Below are 17,507 nucleotides of genomic sequence, written 5' to 3'. Positions count from 1 at the left end.
ACTCGGTTCCTTAATGTGTTGTATGTGCCTAGTTACGGACTAACAAAAAACACGCCGAATTTATTTTCATTAGGATCTCTAAAGTAGGCAGCAAAAACACCGGGTTTTCGTTCACCGGGCTTACCTTCACAACTGCCTCCTAATGTCAGCGCCGTTTCATAAACTTTTTCAACTTCACTGATGGAACCAGCCTTGAGCCCAACCATACCACCATTACCATTTGTTGCAGCCTGGCCATCATATGGAATGCACACTGCTATTCCGACTTCGCTGGCTTCAGATTTCCACAAAATGAAGCGGTCACTTTTCATCACCTGCTTTGCATCAAATAGAGCTAGCAGCGAGTCATAAAACACTTCTGACTTTTCCAAGTCATCCGTTCCAAGAATAATATTAGATATCATTTCAGTTTTCTCGCTCTGGGCACATAGACTGCAAACATATGTGCCCCACTATATTCACCAAACACACCGCTCCGACTCAAAATCACGAGGGTAACGCATCAGTTTGGTTACATTTCAGGCATAGTTTCAAACTTTGGCAATGATGGGTCAATATAGTCCCAAGATGCTCCACTACTCGCATATACAACCATGTCAGGGCGAAATAACTCCAAATTATGCAGACTACCTGCCCGAATAAATTCGAACTGCGGCATGCCACTATTTTCTGCATAGATATGGCAACCACAGTGAGGGCAAAAGCCTCTTTTAACCACGTTGCCACTTTCAGCCGCTTTCTCATGAAAACTAAGCTGCCCAGTGATCTTTAAACTACCCTTAGGAACCGCTATGTTTGAAATGTGGCCCGCCCCACTAATTTTCTGACAATCACTGCATTGACAATGCCCTGCCATGACAACACCTTCCGTGCACTCATACGTAATAGCACCGCATAAGCACTCACCAGATAACTTTTCCATGTTCATCCCCTAGTCACTTACGTTATTGAAGTTAATGGTAGTAGTGAAGCTTCAATAATGCAAGTGACTATACTAATATACAGAGGTATTACCATTAAAAGAGAATGCAATGAATACTAACTCTCCGTTTAAACGCTCTGGCTGCCCAATAGTAAACAGCCTGGATATATTAGGAGATAAGTGGACACTAGTTGTCCTCAGAGACCTTCACTGTGGAAAAAAAACCTATAGCGACTTAGCGAACTCCCCGGAAAAGATACCAACCAATAGGCTAGCGGAAAGATTAAAGCGGCTAGAATCTGAGGGCATGATTTCTAAATCTGCATACCAAAATCACCCCAAAAGATATGAATACCTATTAACTCCAAAGGGCAAAGATATCCTGCCTATTCTTCAAGAGCTAGCAAGGTGGGGTAATAAATATATAGAAGGCTCTTGGATACCACCAGATTGGTTTATGGAAGCCTAGTACTTAGCATAACTAAGTCAGTGATAAAATATGTTGGCCATCAGGTTATAGATGGCCGCTTAGGCACGCTGCTAACACTGTTCGAGCCAGAGCAGTGATCTTACGCTCTAACTTGGACACTTCGGAAAAGACCCGGGGTTGTAGGTTAAAGCAAATCCACTATCACTGAATGAGGCGAACTTGGCCTAAGATCTCGATTAAGTCATTTGGCTCACTTACTGGAGTTTCCAAGCATCAGAATTTCTACGCCTGGATTAAATCCTATACAAAAAAGGCGACTGCTTTTGCATGTCATCATCTTAATTTAGAGCCTATCTTTCTTGGAGCGGAAAAGTAACGATATGGGATATTTATCTTGATCACGCTATTTTCTGATATCTTCGTAATCACTTAGGCTGATCCCCATCTCTTCAGCCACCTCGGCCCAATATGGCTCGGCTTCGCACACACAGCAATCACACCATGGTGCGATTCCTTCATGCATGCTCATTGGTTTGCTACCCCCGACAACCCGGTTGGATTGCTCATCGTCACGAAGAATTTGATCTGTAGCCATTGCTATTCCCTCATCTCGCTGACCTATCACTATTAAGTTTGGTCGAATTCTCCTCAGCAGACATAAAAAATCCGAAACGATCTCTCGCTTCGGATTCAGTGTCTCTCAGTTAAATTACATAAGAGGTCAATTACAGCTCGATAGCTTTATTCTCGCTGAGCAGCTTCATCCCTTGAATGTGTTTCACAAACCATTTCACAATGGCCAGTGCAGCAATAACAAGGCCGACAACCGGAATTGCGTTCAGCACCTTATCAAGAAAATCGCTATGTACCCAGTACTCCGCACCGGCAACCATACCCGTTGTTGTCGCCGCCGTTACACCCAATACCACAAAGAAGGTAAAGAATAAGAAGAAAGTACGAATAATGGTGTAATAGTGGCTGTATGCCAGTTCATCGGTGCCCTTGTTCAGCTGGTAGGCCGAATAAATAATGGCAACAATGCCTGAAATCATAAAGGTAAAAGGTGTCAGAAAGCTTGCAATATAAGCAAAACGAACACCACTTTTATTATCGCTGGACATAAATTTGACCCGGTATCATCGTCATTAATATGATAATTATCACACGTATTTTAGGCACATCAAGCAAGCCCAAGTATTCCGATGATCCGGATCAAGCGTTTCCGCTAGAGTCCGTTATAACACCCTAAACAAACAAAAGCCTGAGTTTAAAACCAGGCCTTAAGTACAAAAAACTAGACTGTTACAGCTCTTCAGTCGGCTCTGTGACTTCATTGCCGTCTTTCACTCGCTTGTGGCCTTCTTGCAGGTGCACAAAATCGACCAAGTCGTCACCACTTACCTGAAATGCCTGGCCAAAGCCCTTCACAAACAAGCCTTGGGTTGGCTCAAGACGGAACATAGTAAAATCCTCCAACCCGCTCAGGCCATCAACTATCTCACCAAAGCGCGCTTTCAGTCCGGCTACGGCTTCAACCCAGCGCTCGGTCTCTCGTTCTACCACCACAACATTCGCCTCAAACGTTAAACGCTTGCGGGCATAAATCGTTTTAGACATCCCTTCGTCTTCAATCATCATTAATGACACTTGTGGGTTTTCCAGCAAGTTTCGTGCATGCTTGGCGATTTGGCTGATCAGTACATAGTAGCCGTCCTCCAGCAAAGCAAACGGCGCATAGCTCACATTCGGTTTACCGTCAGCATCAACGGTTGCCAGTTGCAAAGTGAGGCAAGCTTCGCGAAACTCGGCAATTTCAGGACCAAGACGGTTTTGAAGGCGTTCTTGCTTTACTTGATTCATGTTTACTTTTCTCCAAGATTTTCTTGTTTTAATTGTTTGAATTTTTCAATTTGCTCGGGATATAGCTGACGTTGTTTGTCGCGACCGAGGTAAACTTTAAATACACATTCACCACTGTGAGCAAAGAAGCCGATAAAGTAGCTCTCCTGGCCCATGAATGGCTTACTGACAAGAGCAATGTCAGTCACTAGGTCTAAGCGAAGGTGACCGTGTAACTCACCCGCTTTCCCCATCAGGTTATAATAACCTCGAGCCTCTTTTCCTTTGGGAAACGGAGCCTTCACCTCAAAAATCGAGCCCATAGAATGGACAATCGTGGTAACTGGGCCCCAAGAAGGTAGATCTTCCAAGATAGCTTTTGCTTTCTCACCTGGAACAGGCACCACTAACTCTTCCGGAAGTGCCATCACAACTTCACCTTCTGTCACATCGAGAACCTCGGCAATGGCCATAGCATGCAATTTGGGCTCTGCGGCCAATTGCTCGGCAACTTGTGACTTCAATGCATCAAATGAAATTTTCTCGAACACAATTACTCTCCAGATAGCGCCGTTTCACAATGATTAGTTAGGAAGTTCATATTGCCAACGGCATGGCTTTATCGTTATCCAGAACCCTATATCCATGGCTCTGTCTTTGTTAATGCTATAGCTAAATATTAGGCGGCTTTCGGCAGTTGGCTTTTTTGCACAACCTCAATCATCGCCTGAGCCAACGAGACAGACCAAAATTCACCAGCCAGTGTCAGCGACAAGTAGTTACCTTTCAGGTTAACTAATCCGTTCTGCTGCCAAATGGCAAACAGTGGGCGACAATAATGAAAAACATCTTGGTGGAACTTTGTCACAAAATCCCTGGCAGACAGGAAGCCACGGTCAAAACTAGCTTTAATCTCTGAATGCAATGCGGCCTGCGGGGAGGTTTGCGTCATCATCGCCAGCGGGATCTCTCCCGCCTTGACGGCTGCAATATAGGTATCTAAATTGCGATGTTGCATAAAGCCAAAGCCGCCAACATTACCGCCAGCCCCCGCACCTAAAGGCAAAACCTCGGCTGACGTTTTGGCTAAACTGTTGTAAATACTGCGCTCTCGGTTATCTCGAGCCCAATGGTTCACACTCAATCGGCGAAGATGGTGCTTGGCCATAAAATTCACACCATTTTCGAACATCGTTGCCTTGGTCGGCGTATCAGCGGGTTCCGGCAGCCGCCCTTGTTCAATCATGTCTTTCATCGGGGTCCCTCCCATTTCGATCAACTGATACAGATCAACGCCATGAGCGCCGCTGTCTAAAAAATCAATGAGGTCCTGATACCAGGTAGTTAAGTCTTGATACGGCAAGCCATAGAGCAAATCAATCACAATGGGGGCGGCATTGGCTGCACTCAGCGTTTGAATACGCTCAAGGACAACCTCCCTGTCATCAAGCCGTTTGGCCTTTCTGCGTGCCTGGGTATCAAAACTTTGTACGCCGAAGGAAAAACGGTTAAACCCACCCTCTAATGCCGCATCAAACATACGATCATCAAAACGGTTAATACGCCCTTCTAGAGTTAGCTCACAGTCTGTCGTTAACGGAAAATGCTGACGCACCATTTTACCAAGGCGGGTGATCTGATCGGATGTCAAGTCCGTTGGTGTTCCCCCGCCAATATAGACAGCCTGAAAGGGAGCTGATTGTGTCCAAGGCAGCTGCGCCTTGAACAGTAATTCGCTCATTAAGGCTTCAAAGTAAGCATCAATTAGCGACTGGCTCGATGCATACTGAAAAAAATTACAATAGGTACAACGCACACGGCAAAATGGAATGTGAATATACAGGCAGCGTTTACCAGTAGCTTGCGCTTGAAGTACACCAATAGCCTTCAGCTGGCGCTCCTCTTCCGGCACCATAGCGACCATACCTCCCGCATGCGCGGAACGTTTGTTCTGAAATGAATACCGCAAAGGATCAGGTGTATTTTTACCTGTAATCTCAGCACCAAGGCTTTCGGGATCAATTTGTCGTTCTATTTTCATAGGTAATACGAGCTAGCAGAGGCTTGCTCCTCCTCACCCAGTATCTCTACTGGATATCAAGTCCATCATCTAAACAGGTGTCGAATTCAGCTTTGAGCAACTTGCCTGACTACTTTCATTTTTCATTACCACCAAGCGAAAAAGCGCCACTAAATGATAATAAATCTTATTTGCGAGCATCATAATCACGCAAAAATGAGATTGCAAATGATAATTGATATTATTCGCAATTCATGGATAATGAAAAACCATCTTGTCTGGCGGTATTTTTTGACAAATCGCTCAGTTATTTTTTGAGCTTATAAATCAGCGACTTACTTATATGTCAGATCTATGATTGGCAAATACAAGTTATTTCTGAGTAATGAATAGCATTGATATAGGTAACAAGAAATGAACACAAAACGATACGCAATTGCAGGGGCTGCATCAATCATCATCCACAGTGTTCTTTTGTCAGCGGTACCAAACAAAATCGTTATGGCCATGCCAGTCGGGGCCGAGTCTACTCGAGTTTCACTGAACCTTGTCTCTGCTCCTCAACCAACCCAGCAACCACCAGCTGAGAAAAATAGCGTTCATAAACCTGCTCCTGTCGCCAAGCCTAAGCCAATTGAGCAAAAAACTAAGGCTAAAAAGCTGGTAAAGAAGAAAAAGCCAGAGGCTGTAAAAAAGAAGCCAGCCAAAGAAGTGGTTAAAACGGCTCCGAAACCTCCTGGCAAAAAGCCAAAGTTCGAACAGGCAAAGAGCATAGAGCATGCTCCCCCCATCAAAGAAGTTACCAGAGCAAAATCCGAAACCGTTAAGAAGGTCAGCCCGGTGCCAACACCCAAGCCGGAAGTGAAAACTCAAGATGCAGCCGGGGTAAATAGCTCTCCCAAGCTTGTTAGCCGTCCAACATTTACAACCCGACCAAGCCCGGTTAAATACCCAAAACTGGCAAAGCGCCGGGGCATTGAAGGGCAAGTCATGATTGAGGTTTGGCTAGACCCAAAAGGTAAACAAGTCAAACACAGCCTAGTGAAATCTTCTGGTGCCCAAGTGCTTGATAAAGCCGCTCTGGAAGCCATTAAGCGCTGGCATTTCTCCTCACATATTGTTGACGGGCAAGCCATTGCGCACCGTGTACAAATTCCTGTTCGTTTTCAGTTGGATTAAACAATGGACACTATTGAACAATTGCAAAATCAATTTGGCCTTATGACCTGGCCACTTCTTATCTGCTCTGCCCTGACCGTCATGATTTTGTTGGAAAGGTGCATTCAGGTGCTGCTATGCACTGGTGTTGGTAAAAGTAAAATCAATGCCCTGCTTGCTGGCCGGAACCGTAACAACGGCACTGATCTCGATCGGCTTGCCGATGACCTCAGCAATCAACGGCCGCTGCTATACAAGGGTGTGGCGATGCTTATCTCCCATCGCCACTTCAACAAACCACTACGTGAAGATGCCGCCGGGATCTGGCTTCAGCAGAAACGTACACAGCTGCGTTCCGGCATCAGGCTGCTGACTTTGATTGGGGTGATTAGCCCATTGCTCGGTTTACTGGGTACCGTTTTAGGCCTGATAGACATGTTCGAAGGGATTGCTGCAACGACGGGGGCTGTAACTCCCAATGATCTGGCTGATGGCTTGGGGCTGGCGATGCGCACCACGGCTGCTGGCCTAATTATCGCCTTACCGGCAATTACATCCGCGCAGCTACTCGGGCTCTGGGCTGATAAGGTAACAGCCAAGCTCGAGCACACCTTAAATTATTGCAACCTTTGGCTCGAAGGCTTAGATCTTGCCCCTGGCAACCAACCTAAGCCCGGATCCACAACCAGCCTCAAAGAGGTTGCCCAATGATCCGTGTCGGTAACAGCAGCCAGTTTGATGATGAACTCAAGCCTGATCTTACTCCGTTGCTAGATATCATCTTCATTGTGATGGTTTTTCTATTGCTTACAGCCAGTGTCAAATTGCAATCCCTTGAGGTTGAGTTGCCACAGACAGAAACCCAGACCTTGCAAACTACTGAATCGGATCCTGTCACCGTCAACCTGACCGCACAAGTGCCATATTGGGCACTACAAGGTCGCCCTGTTGAGAGTTGGGATGAATTCACGCAGGCCTTACTCAAAGAAGTAAAGGCTAACCCAGACAAGCCTGTTGTTATTGGTGCAGACAAAGCAGGCTCAGTCGAGAACATGCTGAAATTACTCGCCTTTTTGCAACAGCAAGAAATAAAAGCAACACAACTATTAATGGAAGAGGACAAATCATGAAGCGTATCGCTCTGGCTACAGCATTACTTATCACAGCGAGCTCCGTCTGGGCCAATGAACGCATCATCAGTGCTGGCGCTGCAATTACCGAACTTATCAATGCCATGGGTGCACAAAAACAGCTCGCAGCCGTTGATATTACCAGCAAGTCGATGGTTGACAGCTCGGTTCCTAAGCTGGGCTACCACCGCCAGCTCTCTGCAGAGAGCCTAATTGCCCTCAACCCAACCCGGATTTTAGGCTCCAATGAAATGGGGCCGAAAACGACGTTAGAGCTTCTCCAGCAAGCTGGGATCAATGTCGATATCCTCAACTCGGGTGAAACCGTTAATGATCTATTAGTTCGCATTGAGGAAATAGGTCGTATTACAGGCAAAGAAGCAGACGCGGCTCAGTTGCAAGCTAATGTGAAACAAAAAGTTGCCACGATCAATGCCACTTTGGCTAAACAGCAAACGCGCAAAAAAGTTCTGTTCCTCATGATCCATGACGGCCGCCCGGCCAACGTTGCTGGCCGTAACACCACCGCCGACACCGTGATCAAACTTGCAGGGGCCATCAACCCCGCTGCTGATGCTGTTGAGTCTTACAAACCGATTTCGACCGAAGCCATGGTCGACATGCAACCCGATATCATCCTGATCAGCTCACGGACATTGAGCACAATCGGCAATGCTGATGAGTTGCTGAAAAAGATACCGCTATTATCTGCGACACCAGCAGGTCAAAACAAAGCATTGGCAACCATTGACGGCACAGCGCTGATTGGCGGCCTTGGCTTGAAGAGCCTGAGTGAAGCTGAGCGTTTGAATAACGTGTTCTACAACTGATCCTCAACCTAGATACGGCTATCTATGCAATCAAGAATTATGCAGATCCACCGCATGCCTGTTAGTGTTGTTTTTCCACTGGGCTTTTTACTACTTGCGATCGCTATCATCTCCTCGGTGGTTGTCGGGCCGATGGCAATCAGCTTTTCTGACAGTGTTAAGGTGCTTTTGCCATGGCAATCTGATCTTCCGGCCCACATTCAGATCGTTATCCATCAGATCCGCCTGCCACGTACCCTGCTGTGTATGGCGGTTGGGGCAATACTTGCCCTTTGCGGCGCGGTCATGCAGGGGCTGTTCCGTAATCCCCTGGCAGATCCCGGTATCATTGGCGTGTCTGGCGGCGCTAGCCTTGGTGCCGCCCTTGCCATTGTTGTTTTTGCACCGCTGGCAACATCATTCCCGCAACTGCTAACTCTTGGAACGGTACCGATTTTTGCCTTTATTGGCGGTGCGGCCAGTACTTATCTTGTCTACCGCCTTGGCACAGATAAAAACGGCACTTCTGTCACTGTCATGCTGCTTGCCGGTGTTGCTATTGGCGCCTTGTCAGGTGCCGCCCTTGGGTTGATGAACTACTATGCTGATGATCAGGCTCTGCGCGATTTGTCTCTCTGGAGCATGGGTTCACTTGCTGGTGCGACATGGCCAGGGATCATACTTGCTTTTGTTACCCTAGGTAGCTTGTTGTTTTTGTTCGACCGCAATGCCAATGCGTTAAATGCTTTCTTGCTGGGCGAAGCCGAAGCTCGCCATATGGGCGTAAATGTTCAGCGGTTGAAAAGGCTGCTTATTTTGCTCTGTGCCGCGGGGGTCGGTGTCACGGTCTCATTAACCGGTGTCATTGGCTTTATCGGCCTAATTATTCCCCATCTAGGAAGAATGCTTACCGGGCCGAATCACAAAACATTGCTGCCATTGTCGGCACTACTTGGCGCGTTAATCCTACTCATCGCCGATATGCTGGCTCGTGTTGTCGCCGCCCCGGCAGAATTACCCGTCGGGATCATCACAGCTATTCTCGGCGCACCATTCTTTATCTTCCTACTTATAAACCAAAAGGGAAGAATGTCATGAACACTGCAACAGAAAAGAACAAGCCTGCTGCTATCGAAGCCAAAGGGCTGCACCTGACGTTGGGTGGAAAAACACTGCTGAGCAACTTCAACTTAACCATTGCCAGCGGCGAACTAACCGCCCTTCTGGGCCCCAATGGTGCCGGTAAGAGTACGTTGCTCAAGGTACTGTGTGGGGAAATCGATGCAGGCGGCGAAGTGTCCTTCTTCGGTAAAGCACGTAATGAATTCAAGCAGGCAAAGCTTGCCAAGCACTTAGGTGTATTGCCACAGCACAGCAATTTGAGTTTTGCTTTTACCGCACAAGAAGTGGTAGAGCTCGGTAGCCTGCCACTGCAAATACCCAATGTGCAAACCAAAACAATCGCCACTGAGAAAATGAAGCTTGTTGATGTGCTGTCGCTCAAAAATCGGCTCTACCCTTCCCTATCCGGCGGTGAAAAGCAACGGGTGCACTATGCACGGGTGCTTACCCAGTTAAGCCAGGCAGGCAAGCAGTGTATGCTGATGCTCGACGAACCGACCTCGGCGCTCGATCTCGCCCACCAGCATAGAACTCTGCAAGTCGCCCGAGGCCTTGCGCAATCGGGGGCTGCCGTGATCGTAGTGATCCATGATCTGAACCTAGCGGCTCAATATGCTGATCGCCTTGTTATTATCAATGAAGGTAAGATCCAGGCTGATGGTCCCCCCCGACAAGCATTACAGAAAGACACGATCAGCCGAGTCTATGGCTGGCCCGTACACATCGGCGAGCACCCAACCGATAACTATCCTGTTGTGATGCCTGCGATCTCGTCTGCAGAGTTATCAAAAGCAGTATAAGTTAATCCTATTTTAGCAGGACAGCCTCAGCCCAAAAGCTGAGGTTTTTTACTTGCCAGAAAGCAAAATCATCGAACCAGATTGCACGTCATATGCACTAAATTGTTGTAAAATTGCGGTGAGTTTGTTGATATCTATCAAGAATTACAGGGTTGGGATACAGAAACGTTGCACTGTGCGCTACACTCAGTAGAATGTGAACGCAAGCGATTACACAATGCAACGTCGGGAAAGACGAGAGAACAAGGCCGCTCGTGACTGAAGCGGCTTTTTGGCGTTTTTGTACGCTGTACCAAACAGAACAATTATCTGGATACAGTCAGATAATTACTCTGTTTGGTACTTTCAATTACAAGTGATTATGAAATGGTCGGCTCTGACCTCTGATCTTAAATTATTAGAAGAATAAGTATGGCAACGATTAAAGATGTTGCACGTATGGCTGGTGTATCAACCACAACAGTTTCTCACGTGATCAACAAAACACGCTTTGTTGCAGAAGCAACACAGAAAAAAGTATTAGCGGCCGTAGATGAACTAAATTACGCGCCAAGTGCTGTTGCGCGAAGCCTAAAATGTAACACAACCCGCACCATCGGCATGCTGGTAACCAAGTCTACCAATCCATTCTTTGCCGAAGTGGTCCATGGGGTTGAAGAGCATTGCTATGGCCAAGGCTACACCCTGATCCTATGCAATACTGAAGGTAACCTAGATAAGCAACGTGACTATCTACGCATGCTCGCTGAAAAGCGTGTAGATGGCCTATTGGTAATGTGTTCTGACTTGGACGAGAAGCTGCTTGAACTCCTTGAGCGCAAGAAAGACTTACCAATGGTGATCATGGACTGGGGCCCGGAAAGCCCGCATACGGATAAAATTCAGGATAATGCAGAGCTCGGCGGCTACGTTGCAACCAAGTACTTTATCGAACACGGCCACACTAAAATTGGTTGCCTGTCAGGCCACTCAGACAAATCGACCTGCCAAGAACGTCTGAAGGGCTTTTATAAAGCGATGGGTGAAGCGCAGCTTAGTGTCAATGAAGACTGGCTGCTTGAAGGTGATTTCGAGTGTGAGTCAGCGGTTATCGCCGCCAATAAGTTCATTGAAATGAAAGAGCGCCCGACAGCAATTTTCTGCTTTAACGATATTATGGCAATGGCGCTGATCAGTACTTTCGAGCAGGCAGGCATACGCGTTCCTGATGATATTTCAATTATTGGCTATGACAACATCGACTTGGCACCGTACTTCTCTCCGCCCCTGACGACGATTCACCAGCCTAAGCGCCGCCTGGGCAAAACGGCGATTGAGATCCTGATGGAACGAGTCAAAGATAAAGAACATGAACGCCGTATTTTTGAGATGGCACCAGAACTGGTTGTTCGCAAGTCAGTCAAAGACTTGAACGCCTAATCAACCAAGTCGCAACCCATAGAAACCGATATTACTTATCGGTTTTTTTATGTCTTAAATGACGGTTGTGATGCATTGATTTTGAGGCAAATATATTTTTTGCCACTAAAAACATAGACATATTTATTGAAGCAATATCACACTTTTAAAAGTGGGAGCAAGTTCAAAAATATTATATGGGATATGCTTATTAAGTCACGAACAAGGCAAACCTCCCGAAAGGGTGGGACGCAAAGCTTCCGGCCTAAAAGTGGTTAGTTTTTCAACAACTAAGTCTCTTATGGTAGCGGGGTCGCCGATGGATCTAGCAAAAAGTCATGTCATGAATCCTGACATTATCCTGACATAACTTTTTTGTGAAATTTGCTAATCTGAAATCCTCGCTCTGTTGTTAGGTGACCCAAGAAATATTTCACCGAGAAGAAGCATGGACAAACCAGTACTTAAAGAATCATTACGATTATTCAGTTGTTTCGAGAATGTAAAGTCTCGCTCAATGTTTGGTGGCTTTGGCATTTTCGCGGGTGAAACTATGTTTGCACTCGTGGTAAATGACAAGTTACACCTTCGTGCAAATGCCGAAAATGAAAAAGAATTTAAAAAAGCAGGGCTTACACCTTATGTGTATAAAAAGCGCGGCTTTCCTGTTGTAACTAAGCACTACGCTATTCCAGAAGAATGGTGGAGTGAACCCGATAAAATTCTTTGCCAAGCTAAGCGTTCCTTTACTGCCGCCAAACAAGATAAAGAAACCAAAAGCAAATCAGGCCCAAGTCGTATTAAAGACTTACCAAACCTCCGTTTAGCCAACGAACGTATGCTGAAAAAAGCAGGTATTACTACGGTTGACGAGCTCTTTGAAGCCGGTGCCCTGAATGCTTACAAGGCGTTACAGCAGTCTCACCAGGAGTCGGTCAATATCGAGTTGCTATGGGCCTTAGAAGGTGCCGTAAGTGGCCAGCATTGGTCGGTCATTACTCAGCAACGCCGCTCAGAGCTCCTATCTGAGTTGCCATAGGTTAGAGACATCGATAAAAAAGAGGTGCTATGCACCTCTTTTTATTATCTGCACTCAAATACACACCCAAGACCAGTGAAATTAAGCACATTGCCGAACGAGCATATTGGTTTCGTTGTAAATTTATGCCCTCTCTTATGACAATTTTTTGTCATAGAACGTCAAATATTGATACCTCTCACAAAGCTGTTCATAAATGCATCAATATCCTTTTCTTCAATATCGGCATTAGTAGAATGAGGCTGTCGTTCACACAGGAGGTTGTCATGCACTGTTCCAAGCCTTTTCCTGGACAAGCAGACCAGATGTTCAAAGACAAGTTTTGCAAGTGGCCAAAGCTCATGCGTGCTCTGGTGATAATTAGCCTGATCCCCCCCTTTGCAATCTTGTTTATGGTTTATAGGCAACTTGCTCCGGTGGCAGCCCTTGACGATGCACTTACCCTCACGGCAGGTTTCAACCTATTATTGCTTTTCTGGGGGTTATTACTGAAAATCCGCTCAAGAAAGTACTGGTATCGCAACTACCATATTGGTAAAACCATGCTCCTAGCAATGCTACCTGTCATTGCATCCGGCTATATACTACTATCGCAACCGGATGTTCCGGATATGGCCAAACAACAGAAAACCCAAGCTGTTCATATTTCGCTCAACTAATAGAATTTAAAGAATTTTTTCGATTTCCTGAAATTTTCTTGCCCGTTATTCGGTCTCTGTCTCATACCAATCTAGTATTTTACCCGATCATTGCATCGATTAGATTGATATACTCGCTGTAGCATAAATTACAGCCAGACAGGCATCATTAAGGGGCTCATGTGCGTATTCCAGCCAAACAACATTATTCTTTTCTTATCAAGCCACTTCTTTGGCTGCAAAAGCGCCATTATGGCAACGTGCTAAACCCGGCATTGCTCTGGGGGCGACGTCCTACCCTATTCTGGCTTGTCGCTGGATTTTTCGGCTACCTCGATCGCAAGTCCTCCCCCGTAACACCCGTTGTCCGATCCTTAGTCTGCGTCCGGGTGTCACAGCTCAATGACTGCGCGTTTTGTGTCGATGCCAATGGAATGAAATTAGCCGAGCGCTGCGATTCCGTGGAGAAAATCAAGGCCCTTGCCAACTGGCAGCACAGCGAGCTTTTTGATCAGCAAGAGCGTGCCGTACTGGCCTATGTAGAAGCGATTACCATCACTGGTCAGCGCGTAGACGAAGCAATGATTGCACAGCTAAAACAGTGGTATGACGATGATGCGATTGTTGAGCTAACAGCATTAATCTCATTCCAGAACCTATCAGCCAAATTCAATACCGCGCTTGATGTACCGGCACAAGGATTTTGCTCACTGCCTATTCAGCCCGGTGATACGGACAAGTCCGGAGAGAAATCGTTAGCCTCTCCTTCCGACAATAAATAAAAGGTGAAGTCATGGACAGAAAAAAACTGCTACTACTCGGGACGATAACCAGCCTTATTGGTCTGTGGTTTGCCTTCGATCTTGGTCAGTACTTCACCCTTGAGCAGGCAAAAGCCCAGCAGGTTGCCCTGCAGGATACCATTGCCCAACAACCAATCTTGTCTAGTACGGTATATTTTGTCCTGTATGTGGTTGTGACGGCCCTGTCGCTACCTGGCGCGGCCATTATGACACTGCTTGGAGCGGCTTTATTTGGTTTCTGGTGGAGCCTACTATTGGTTTCTTTCGCCAGTACTATCGGGGCAACCTTGGCCTTCTTGTTCAGCCGCTTCATTTTACGGGACTGGGTCCAGAATAAATTTGGCCACCGCCTGGCTCCGATTAATGCAGGCATTGCCAAAGATGGTCCCATTTACCTGTTCACCTTACGCCTTATCCCGGTGTTCCCGTTCTTTGTGGTCAACCTGCTAATGGGGTTAACCCCGATTAGCACCCGTATGTTCTACCTTGTTAGCCAAGTCGGGATGCTGGCTGGCACCATGGTGTATATCAATGCCGGTACCCAATTAGGCGAAATTGACTCGCTAAGCGGTATCATTTCGGCACCAGTTCTGATCTCCCTTGCACTCCTGGGTGTTTTCCCTCTCGTTGCCAAATTTGTCATGAATATGATCAACCAACGCCGTGTGTATGCGAGCTGGCAGCGGCCTACACGATTCGATCAAAATATGGTTGTGATTGGCGCCGGGGCCGGTGGATTGGTCAGCTCTTATATTGCCGCAGCGGTAAAAGCCAAAGTAACACTCATCGAGCGTCATAAAATGGGTGGCGACTGTTTAAATACCGGCTGTGTTCCTTCAAAAGCGATCATTCGTGCAGCACATACAATGGCTGAAATTTCACGAGCGCAGGAGTTTGGTATTAAAACGAGCAAGCCAGAGGTAGATTTTGAACAAGTTATGGCACGTATTCACAACGTCATTGCCAAAATTGAACCGCATGACTCAGTAGAACGCTACTCCAAGCTGGGCGTCAACTGCATTAAAGGGGATGCGCGGATCCTGTCGCCATGGGAAGTCGAAGTCAATGGCGAGCGCATCACAACGCGCAATATCGTTATCGCCACCGGAGCACGCCCACTGGTACCCAATATTCCGGGGCTAGACACGGTCAACTACCTGACGTCCGATTCTATCTGGTCGCTCAAAACGCAACCTAAACGCCTGCTTGTATTGGGAGGTGGCCCTATTGGCTGTGAGCTGGCCCAGAGTTTCAGCCGCTTGGGTAGTGACGTAACCTTAGTTGAAATGGTCGACCAATTGCTGATCCGCGAGGACAGTGAGGCATCTGAGCTTGTCAGGCAAAGCCTGCAAAATGACGGCGTAGACATCAAGCTGGGTCACCGGGCAATGCGGTTTGAATCCGTGACTGACCAAGATGGTAATCGTGCCCAGCGTGCCTATCTTGATTTCAATAATGAAAAACAAGTCATCGTCGAGTTTGATGCCGTCATGCTGGCACTGGGCCGGGTTGCCAATGTGCAAGGATTTGGCCTCGAAGAGTTAGGTATCACGGCCACAGAGCGTGGTACCGTAAAAGTAAATGAATACTTGCAGACAGAATATCCAAATATTTTTGCTGTCGGTGATGTTGCCGGACCGTTCCAATTAACCCATGCTGCCGCTCACCAAGCATGGTATGCCGCGGTTAACGGCCTGTTTGGTCAGTTTAAGAAATTCAAAACCGATTACTCGGTGCTTCCGGCGGCGACATACACCTCACCAGAAGTAGCCCGAGTTGGCATCAATGAAAAAGAAGCCATGGCGCAAGGTATTGATTATGAAGTCGTCACTTATGGGATAGATGATCTTGACCGTGCCATCACAGATGGTGAAGATCATGGCTTTATTAAAGTGATTACGCCAAAAGGAAAGGATAAAATCCTCGGAGCAACCATTGTCGGCAACAATGCCGGAGAGCTACTGGCTGAATTTACCCTCGCAATGCGCCATGGTTTAGGCCTGAACAAAATCCTAGGGACTGTTCACCCTTACCCGACGATGAGCGAGGCGGTGAAATATACGGCTGGAGTGTGGAAACAAGCCAATGCTCCCAAAGGCCTGCTCGCCTGGGTAGAGAAATACCACACCTGGATGCGCAAAGAAAACAACAACAAGGTAAACGAAGTACCTTCCAATACCACACTAAAAGAAGAAAGGGATATCTGATCAGATGAAGAGACTGCTATTAGGGTTAGCCATTTCGCTAGCCACTAGCCTACCGGCAGTGCAAGCCTCTGCCGAGACACCAGCGGCCACGAGCTGGCAGCAAACTGTTGACAAAGCACAGGGCCAAACGGTGTATTTTAATGCCTGGGGTGGCAGCCAGGAGATCAACGATTATCTACGTTGGGCGGGCCGACAGCTTCAGGCGCAATATGGCGTTACGCTAAAGCACGTCAAAGTTGCCGACATTGCAGAAACCACCCAGCGTTTGCTGGCGGAAAAAACCGCCGGAAAAAATAGCGGCGGTAGTGTCGATATGGTGTGGATCAACGGCGAAAACTTCCGTTCGATGAAGCAAAGCAACCTACTTTACGGCCCTTTTACTGAGCAACTTCCAAACTGGGAGTTTGTTGATAAATCGCTGCCTATCGATGAGGACTTTACCGAGCCAACCAATGGCCTTGAAGCACCTTGGGGTGTCGGTCAGCTGGTCTTTATCCACGATAAGCAAACGCTGAATAACCCCCCGCAAAGTTTTAGCGAGCTACTTAGCCTGGCAAAAGCCTTTCCGGGGAAAGTCAGCTATCCGCAACCGCCTGAGTTTCACGGCAGCAGTTTTCTCAAGGCTGCATTGATCGAGCTAACTGACAACAAAGACGCGTTATATCAGCCAGTCGATGCAAAAACCGAAAAGGCCAAGTTTGACCAGGTCACCGCACCCTTGTGGCAGTACCTAGATCAACTCCACCCGGTATCCTGGCAGCAAGGCAAGCGCTTCCCATCTGGCACCAGCGAAACAATCCAGCTATTGGATGACCAACAATTATTGCTGGCGATTACCTTCAACCCCAATGCAGCCAATGCGGCCATTGAGCATGGCAACCTGGTAGAAACCGCACAGACTTATGCATTCAATCAGGGTGCATTGTCCAATATTCACTTTTTGGCCGTTCCCTGGAATGCATCGGCAAAAGAAGGCGCCTTGGTTGCGATCAACTTCTTGATGAGCCCAGAGGCACAAGCCCGCAAGGCCAATGCCGCCATCTGGGGCGATCCTTCTGTTTTGAAGCAAAGTGCACTGGCAAACGGAGGGGCACGGGGCTTCTCGCTGTTTAAGTCTATTCCCGAGCCTCACCCTAGCTGGCTTACAGCGCTGGAACTAGAGTGGCAAAAGCGCTACGGTAGCTAAAATTGC

The 17,507-nt window shown here is 47.2% G+C and carries 20 protein-coding genes and 1 riboswitch; of the genes, 13 read left to right on the top strand and 7 right to left on the bottom strand.

What is annotated here, in order from left to right:
- Window positions 1–32: 32 nt before the first annotated feature.
- The gene (locus AC51G0_RS08035; protein WP_496301529.1) at window positions 33–404 is read right to left on the bottom strand and encodes a VOC family protein; all 372 of its coding nucleotides are present in this window, start codon (window positions 402–404) and stop codon (window positions 33–35) included.
- 107 nt (window positions 405–511) lie between these two features.
- Complete coding sequence (locus tag AC51G0_RS08030) at window positions 512–922, bottom strand: GFA family protein (RefSeq protein ID WP_496301528.1); 411 nt, start codon at window positions 920–922, stop codon at window positions 512–514.
- A gap of 109 nt (window positions 923–1,031) precedes the next feature.
- On the opposite strand from AC51G0_RS08030, the gene AC51G0_RS08025 reads away from it, so the two are divergent.
- Window positions 1,032–1,391, top strand: a complete 360-nt coding sequence (locus AC51G0_RS08025; protein WP_496301526.1) for a winged helix-turn-helix transcriptional regulator — start codon at window positions 1,032–1,034, stop codon at window positions 1,389–1,391.
- A 364-nt stretch (window positions 1,392–1,755) separates the two neighbouring features.
- On the opposite strand, the gene AC51G0_RS08020 is transcribed toward AC51G0_RS08025, so the two are convergent.
- The 5 genes from AC51G0_RS08020 to hutW all read right to left on the bottom strand — a co-directional run bounded on the left by AC51G0_RS08020 (window position 1,756) and on the right by hutW (window position 5,232).
- Window positions 1,756–1,947, bottom strand: a complete 192-nt coding sequence (locus tag AC51G0_RS08020) for a hypothetical protein (RefSeq protein WP_496301525.1) — start codon at window positions 1,945–1,947, stop codon at window positions 1,756–1,758.
- Between the two features lie 130 nt (window positions 1,948–2,077).
- Window positions 2,078–2,473, bottom strand: coding sequence for a hypothetical protein (locus AC51G0_RS08015; RefSeq protein WP_496301524.1), 396 nt, complete (start codon window positions 2,471–2,473; stop codon window positions 2,078–2,080).
- Between the two features lie 181 nt (window positions 2,474–2,654).
- Window positions 2,655–3,212: a heme utilization protein HutZ gene (gene hutZ / locus AC51G0_RS08010; protein WP_496301523.1), complete on the bottom strand. Its 558-nt coding sequence runs from the start codon at window positions 3,210–3,212 to the stop codon at window positions 2,655–2,657.
- 2 nt (window positions 3,213–3,214) lie between these two features.
- Window positions 3,215–3,664 carry a heme utilization cystosolic carrier protein HutX gene (gene hutX, locus AC51G0_RS08005; protein ID WP_496301898.1) on the bottom strand — a complete coding sequence of 150 codons (450 nt, stop codon included), beginning with the start codon at window positions 3,662–3,664 and terminating at the stop codon, window positions 3,215–3,217.
- A gap of 206 nt (window positions 3,665–3,870) precedes the next feature.
- Window positions 3,871–5,232, bottom strand: a complete 1,362-nt coding sequence (gene hutW / locus AC51G0_RS08000) for a heme anaerobic degradation radical SAM methyltransferase ChuW/HutW (RefSeq protein WP_496301522.1) — start codon at window positions 5,230–5,232, stop codon at window positions 3,871–3,873.
- A 393-nt stretch (window positions 5,233–5,625) separates the two neighbouring features.
- Here hutW and AC51G0_RS07995 point away from each other — a divergent pair, with 393 nt between their 5' ends.
- The 12 genes from AC51G0_RS07995 to AC51G0_RS07940 all read left to right on the top strand — a co-directional run bounded on the left by AC51G0_RS07995 (window position 5,626) and on the right by AC51G0_RS07940 (window position 17,501).
- Window positions 5,626–6,390 carry an energy transducer TonB gene (locus AC51G0_RS07995; protein WP_496301521.1) on the top strand — a complete coding sequence of 255 codons (765 nt, stop codon included), beginning with the start codon at window positions 5,626–5,628 and terminating at the stop codon, window positions 6,388–6,390.
- Between the two features lie 3 nt (window positions 6,391–6,393).
- Complete coding sequence (locus AC51G0_RS07990) at window positions 6,394–7,080, top strand: MotA/TolQ/ExbB proton channel family protein (RefSeq protein WP_496301520.1); 687 nt, start codon at window positions 6,394–6,396, stop codon at window positions 7,078–7,080.
- Window positions 7,077–7,499, top strand: coding sequence for an ExbD/TolR family protein (locus tag AC51G0_RS07985; protein ID WP_496301519.1), 423 nt, complete (start codon window positions 7,077–7,079; stop codon window positions 7,497–7,499). The genes AC51G0_RS07990 and AC51G0_RS07985 overlap by 4 nt, the downstream gene beginning before the upstream one ends.
- Window positions 7,496–8,329 carry a heme/hemin ABC transporter substrate-binding protein gene (locus AC51G0_RS07980; RefSeq protein WP_496301518.1) on the top strand — a complete coding sequence of 278 codons (834 nt, stop codon included), beginning with the start codon at window positions 7,496–7,498 and terminating at the stop codon, window positions 8,327–8,329. Before AC51G0_RS07985 ends, AC51G0_RS07980 begins: the two co-directional genes overlap by 4 nt.
- A gap of 39 nt (window positions 8,330–8,368) precedes the next feature.
- A complete protein-coding gene (locus tag AC51G0_RS07975; protein WP_496301897.1) occupies window positions 8,369–9,406 on the top strand; it encodes a FecCD family ABC transporter permease in 1,038 nt (345 codons plus the stop codon).
- On the top strand, window positions 9,403–10,230 hold the full coding sequence (locus AC51G0_RS07970; protein ID WP_496301517.1) for a heme ABC transporter ATP-binding protein: 828 nt from the start codon (window positions 9,403–9,405) through the stop codon (window positions 10,228–10,230). Before AC51G0_RS07975 ends, AC51G0_RS07970 begins: the two co-directional genes overlap by 4 nt.
- 411 nt (window positions 10,231–10,641) lie before the next feature.
- Window positions 10,642–11,649: an HTH-type transcriptional repressor PurR gene (purR, locus tag AC51G0_RS07965; protein ID WP_496301516.1), complete on the top strand. Its 1,008-nt coding sequence runs from the start codon at window positions 10,642–10,644 to the stop codon at window positions 11,647–11,649.
- A gap of 195 nt (window positions 11,650–11,844) precedes the next feature.
- Window positions 11,845–11,949: riboswitch (cyclic di-GMP riboswitch) on the top strand.
- A gap of 127 nt (window positions 11,950–12,076) precedes the next feature.
- Window positions 12,077–12,667, top strand: a complete 591-nt coding sequence (locus AC51G0_RS07960; protein ID WP_496301515.1) for a TfoX/Sxy family DNA transformation protein — start codon at window positions 12,077–12,079, stop codon at window positions 12,665–12,667.
- Between the two features lie 266 nt (window positions 12,668–12,933).
- Window positions 12,934–13,326 carry a hypothetical protein gene (locus AC51G0_RS07955; protein ID WP_496301514.1) on the top strand — a complete coding sequence of 131 codons (393 nt, stop codon included), beginning with the start codon at window positions 12,934–12,936 and terminating at the stop codon, window positions 13,324–13,326.
- Between the two features lie 161 nt (window positions 13,327–13,487).
- Window positions 13,488–14,087 carry a carboxymuconolactone decarboxylase family protein gene (locus tag AC51G0_RS07950; RefSeq protein WP_496301513.1) on the top strand — a complete coding sequence of 200 codons (600 nt, stop codon included), beginning with the start codon at window positions 13,488–13,490 and terminating at the stop codon, window positions 14,085–14,087.
- Between the two features lie 11 nt (window positions 14,088–14,098).
- A complete protein-coding gene (gene lpdA / locus AC51G0_RS07945; protein WP_496301512.1) occupies window positions 14,099–16,315 on the top strand; it encodes a dihydrolipoyl dehydrogenase in 2,217 nt (738 codons plus the stop codon).
- 4 nt (window positions 16,316–16,319) lie between these two features.
- Window positions 16,320–17,501: an ABC transporter substrate-binding protein gene (locus AC51G0_RS07940; RefSeq protein ID WP_496301511.1), complete on the top strand. Its 1,182-nt coding sequence runs from the start codon at window positions 16,320–16,322 to the stop codon at window positions 17,499–17,501.
- The last annotated feature ends 6 nt before the right edge of the window (window positions 17,502–17,507 follow it).

It is taken from the genome of Photobacterium sp. HL06 (assembly GCF_059552575.1).
This window is presented reverse-complemented; position numbering and strand designations above follow the sequence as displayed.

Bases quoted from the DNA above. Each gene is read 5' to 3' on its own strand.
- AC51G0_RS08035 (WP_496301529.1), bottom strand. From the start codon at position 404: ATGATATCTAATATTATTCTTGGAACGGATGACTTGGAAAAGTCAGAA.
- AC51G0_RS08030 (WP_496301528.1), bottom strand. From the start codon at position 922: ATGGAAAAGTTATCTGGTGAGTGCTTATGCGGTGCTATTACGTATGAG.
- AC51G0_RS08025 (WP_496301526.1), top strand. From the start codon at position 1,032: ATGAATACTAACTCTCCGTTTAAACGCTCTGGCTGCCCAATAGTAAAC.
- AC51G0_RS08020 (WP_496301525.1), bottom strand. From the start codon at position 1,947: ATGGCTACAGATCAAATTCTTCGTGACGATGAGCAATCCAACCGGGTT.
- AC51G0_RS08015 (WP_496301524.1), bottom strand. From the start codon at position 2,473: ATGTCCAGCGATAATAAAAGTGGTGTTCGTTTTGCTTATATTGCAAGC.
- hutZ (WP_496301523.1), bottom strand. From the start codon at position 3,212: ATGAATCAAGTAAAGCAAGAACGCCTTCAAAACCGTCTTGGTCCTGAA.
- hutX (WP_496301898.1), bottom strand. From the start codon at position 3,664: ATGGCCATTGCCGAGGTTCTCGATGTGACAGAAGGTGAAGTTGTGATG.
- hutW (WP_496301522.1), bottom strand. From the start codon at position 5,232: ATGAAAATAGAACGACAAATTGATCCCGAAAGCCTTGGTGCTGAGATT.
- AC51G0_RS07995 (WP_496301521.1), top strand. From the start codon at position 5,626: ATGAACACAAAACGATACGCAATTGCAGGGGCTGCATCAATCATCATC.
- AC51G0_RS07990 (WP_496301520.1), top strand. From the start codon at position 6,394: ATGGACACTATTGAACAATTGCAAAATCAATTTGGCCTTATGACCTGG.
- AC51G0_RS07985 (WP_496301519.1), top strand. From the start codon at position 7,077: ATGATCCGTGTCGGTAACAGCAGCCAGTTTGATGATGAACTCAAGCCT.
- AC51G0_RS07980 (WP_496301518.1), top strand. From the start codon at position 7,496: ATGAAGCGTATCGCTCTGGCTACAGCATTACTTATCACAGCGAGCTCC.
- AC51G0_RS07975 (WP_496301897.1), top strand. From the start codon at position 8,369: ATGCAGATCCACCGCATGCCTGTTAGTGTTGTTTTTCCACTGGGCTTT.
- AC51G0_RS07970 (WP_496301517.1), top strand. From the start codon at position 9,403: ATGAACACTGCAACAGAAAAGAACAAGCCTGCTGCTATCGAAGCCAAA.
- purR (WP_496301516.1), top strand. From the start codon at position 10,642: ATGGCAACGATTAAAGATGTTGCACGTATGGCTGGTGTATCAACCACA.
- AC51G0_RS07960 (WP_496301515.1), top strand. From the start codon at position 12,077: ATGGACAAACCAGTACTTAAAGAATCATTACGATTATTCAGTTGTTTC.
- AC51G0_RS07955 (WP_496301514.1), top strand. From the start codon at position 12,934: ATGCACTGTTCCAAGCCTTTTCCTGGACAAGCAGACCAGATGTTCAAA.
- lpdA (WP_496301512.1), top strand. From the start codon at position 14,099: ATGGACAGAAAAAAACTGCTACTACTCGGGACGATAACCAGCCTTATT.
- AC51G0_RS07940 (WP_496301511.1), top strand. From the start codon at position 16,320: ATGAAGAGACTGCTATTAGGGTTAGCCATTTCGCTAGCCACTAGCCTA.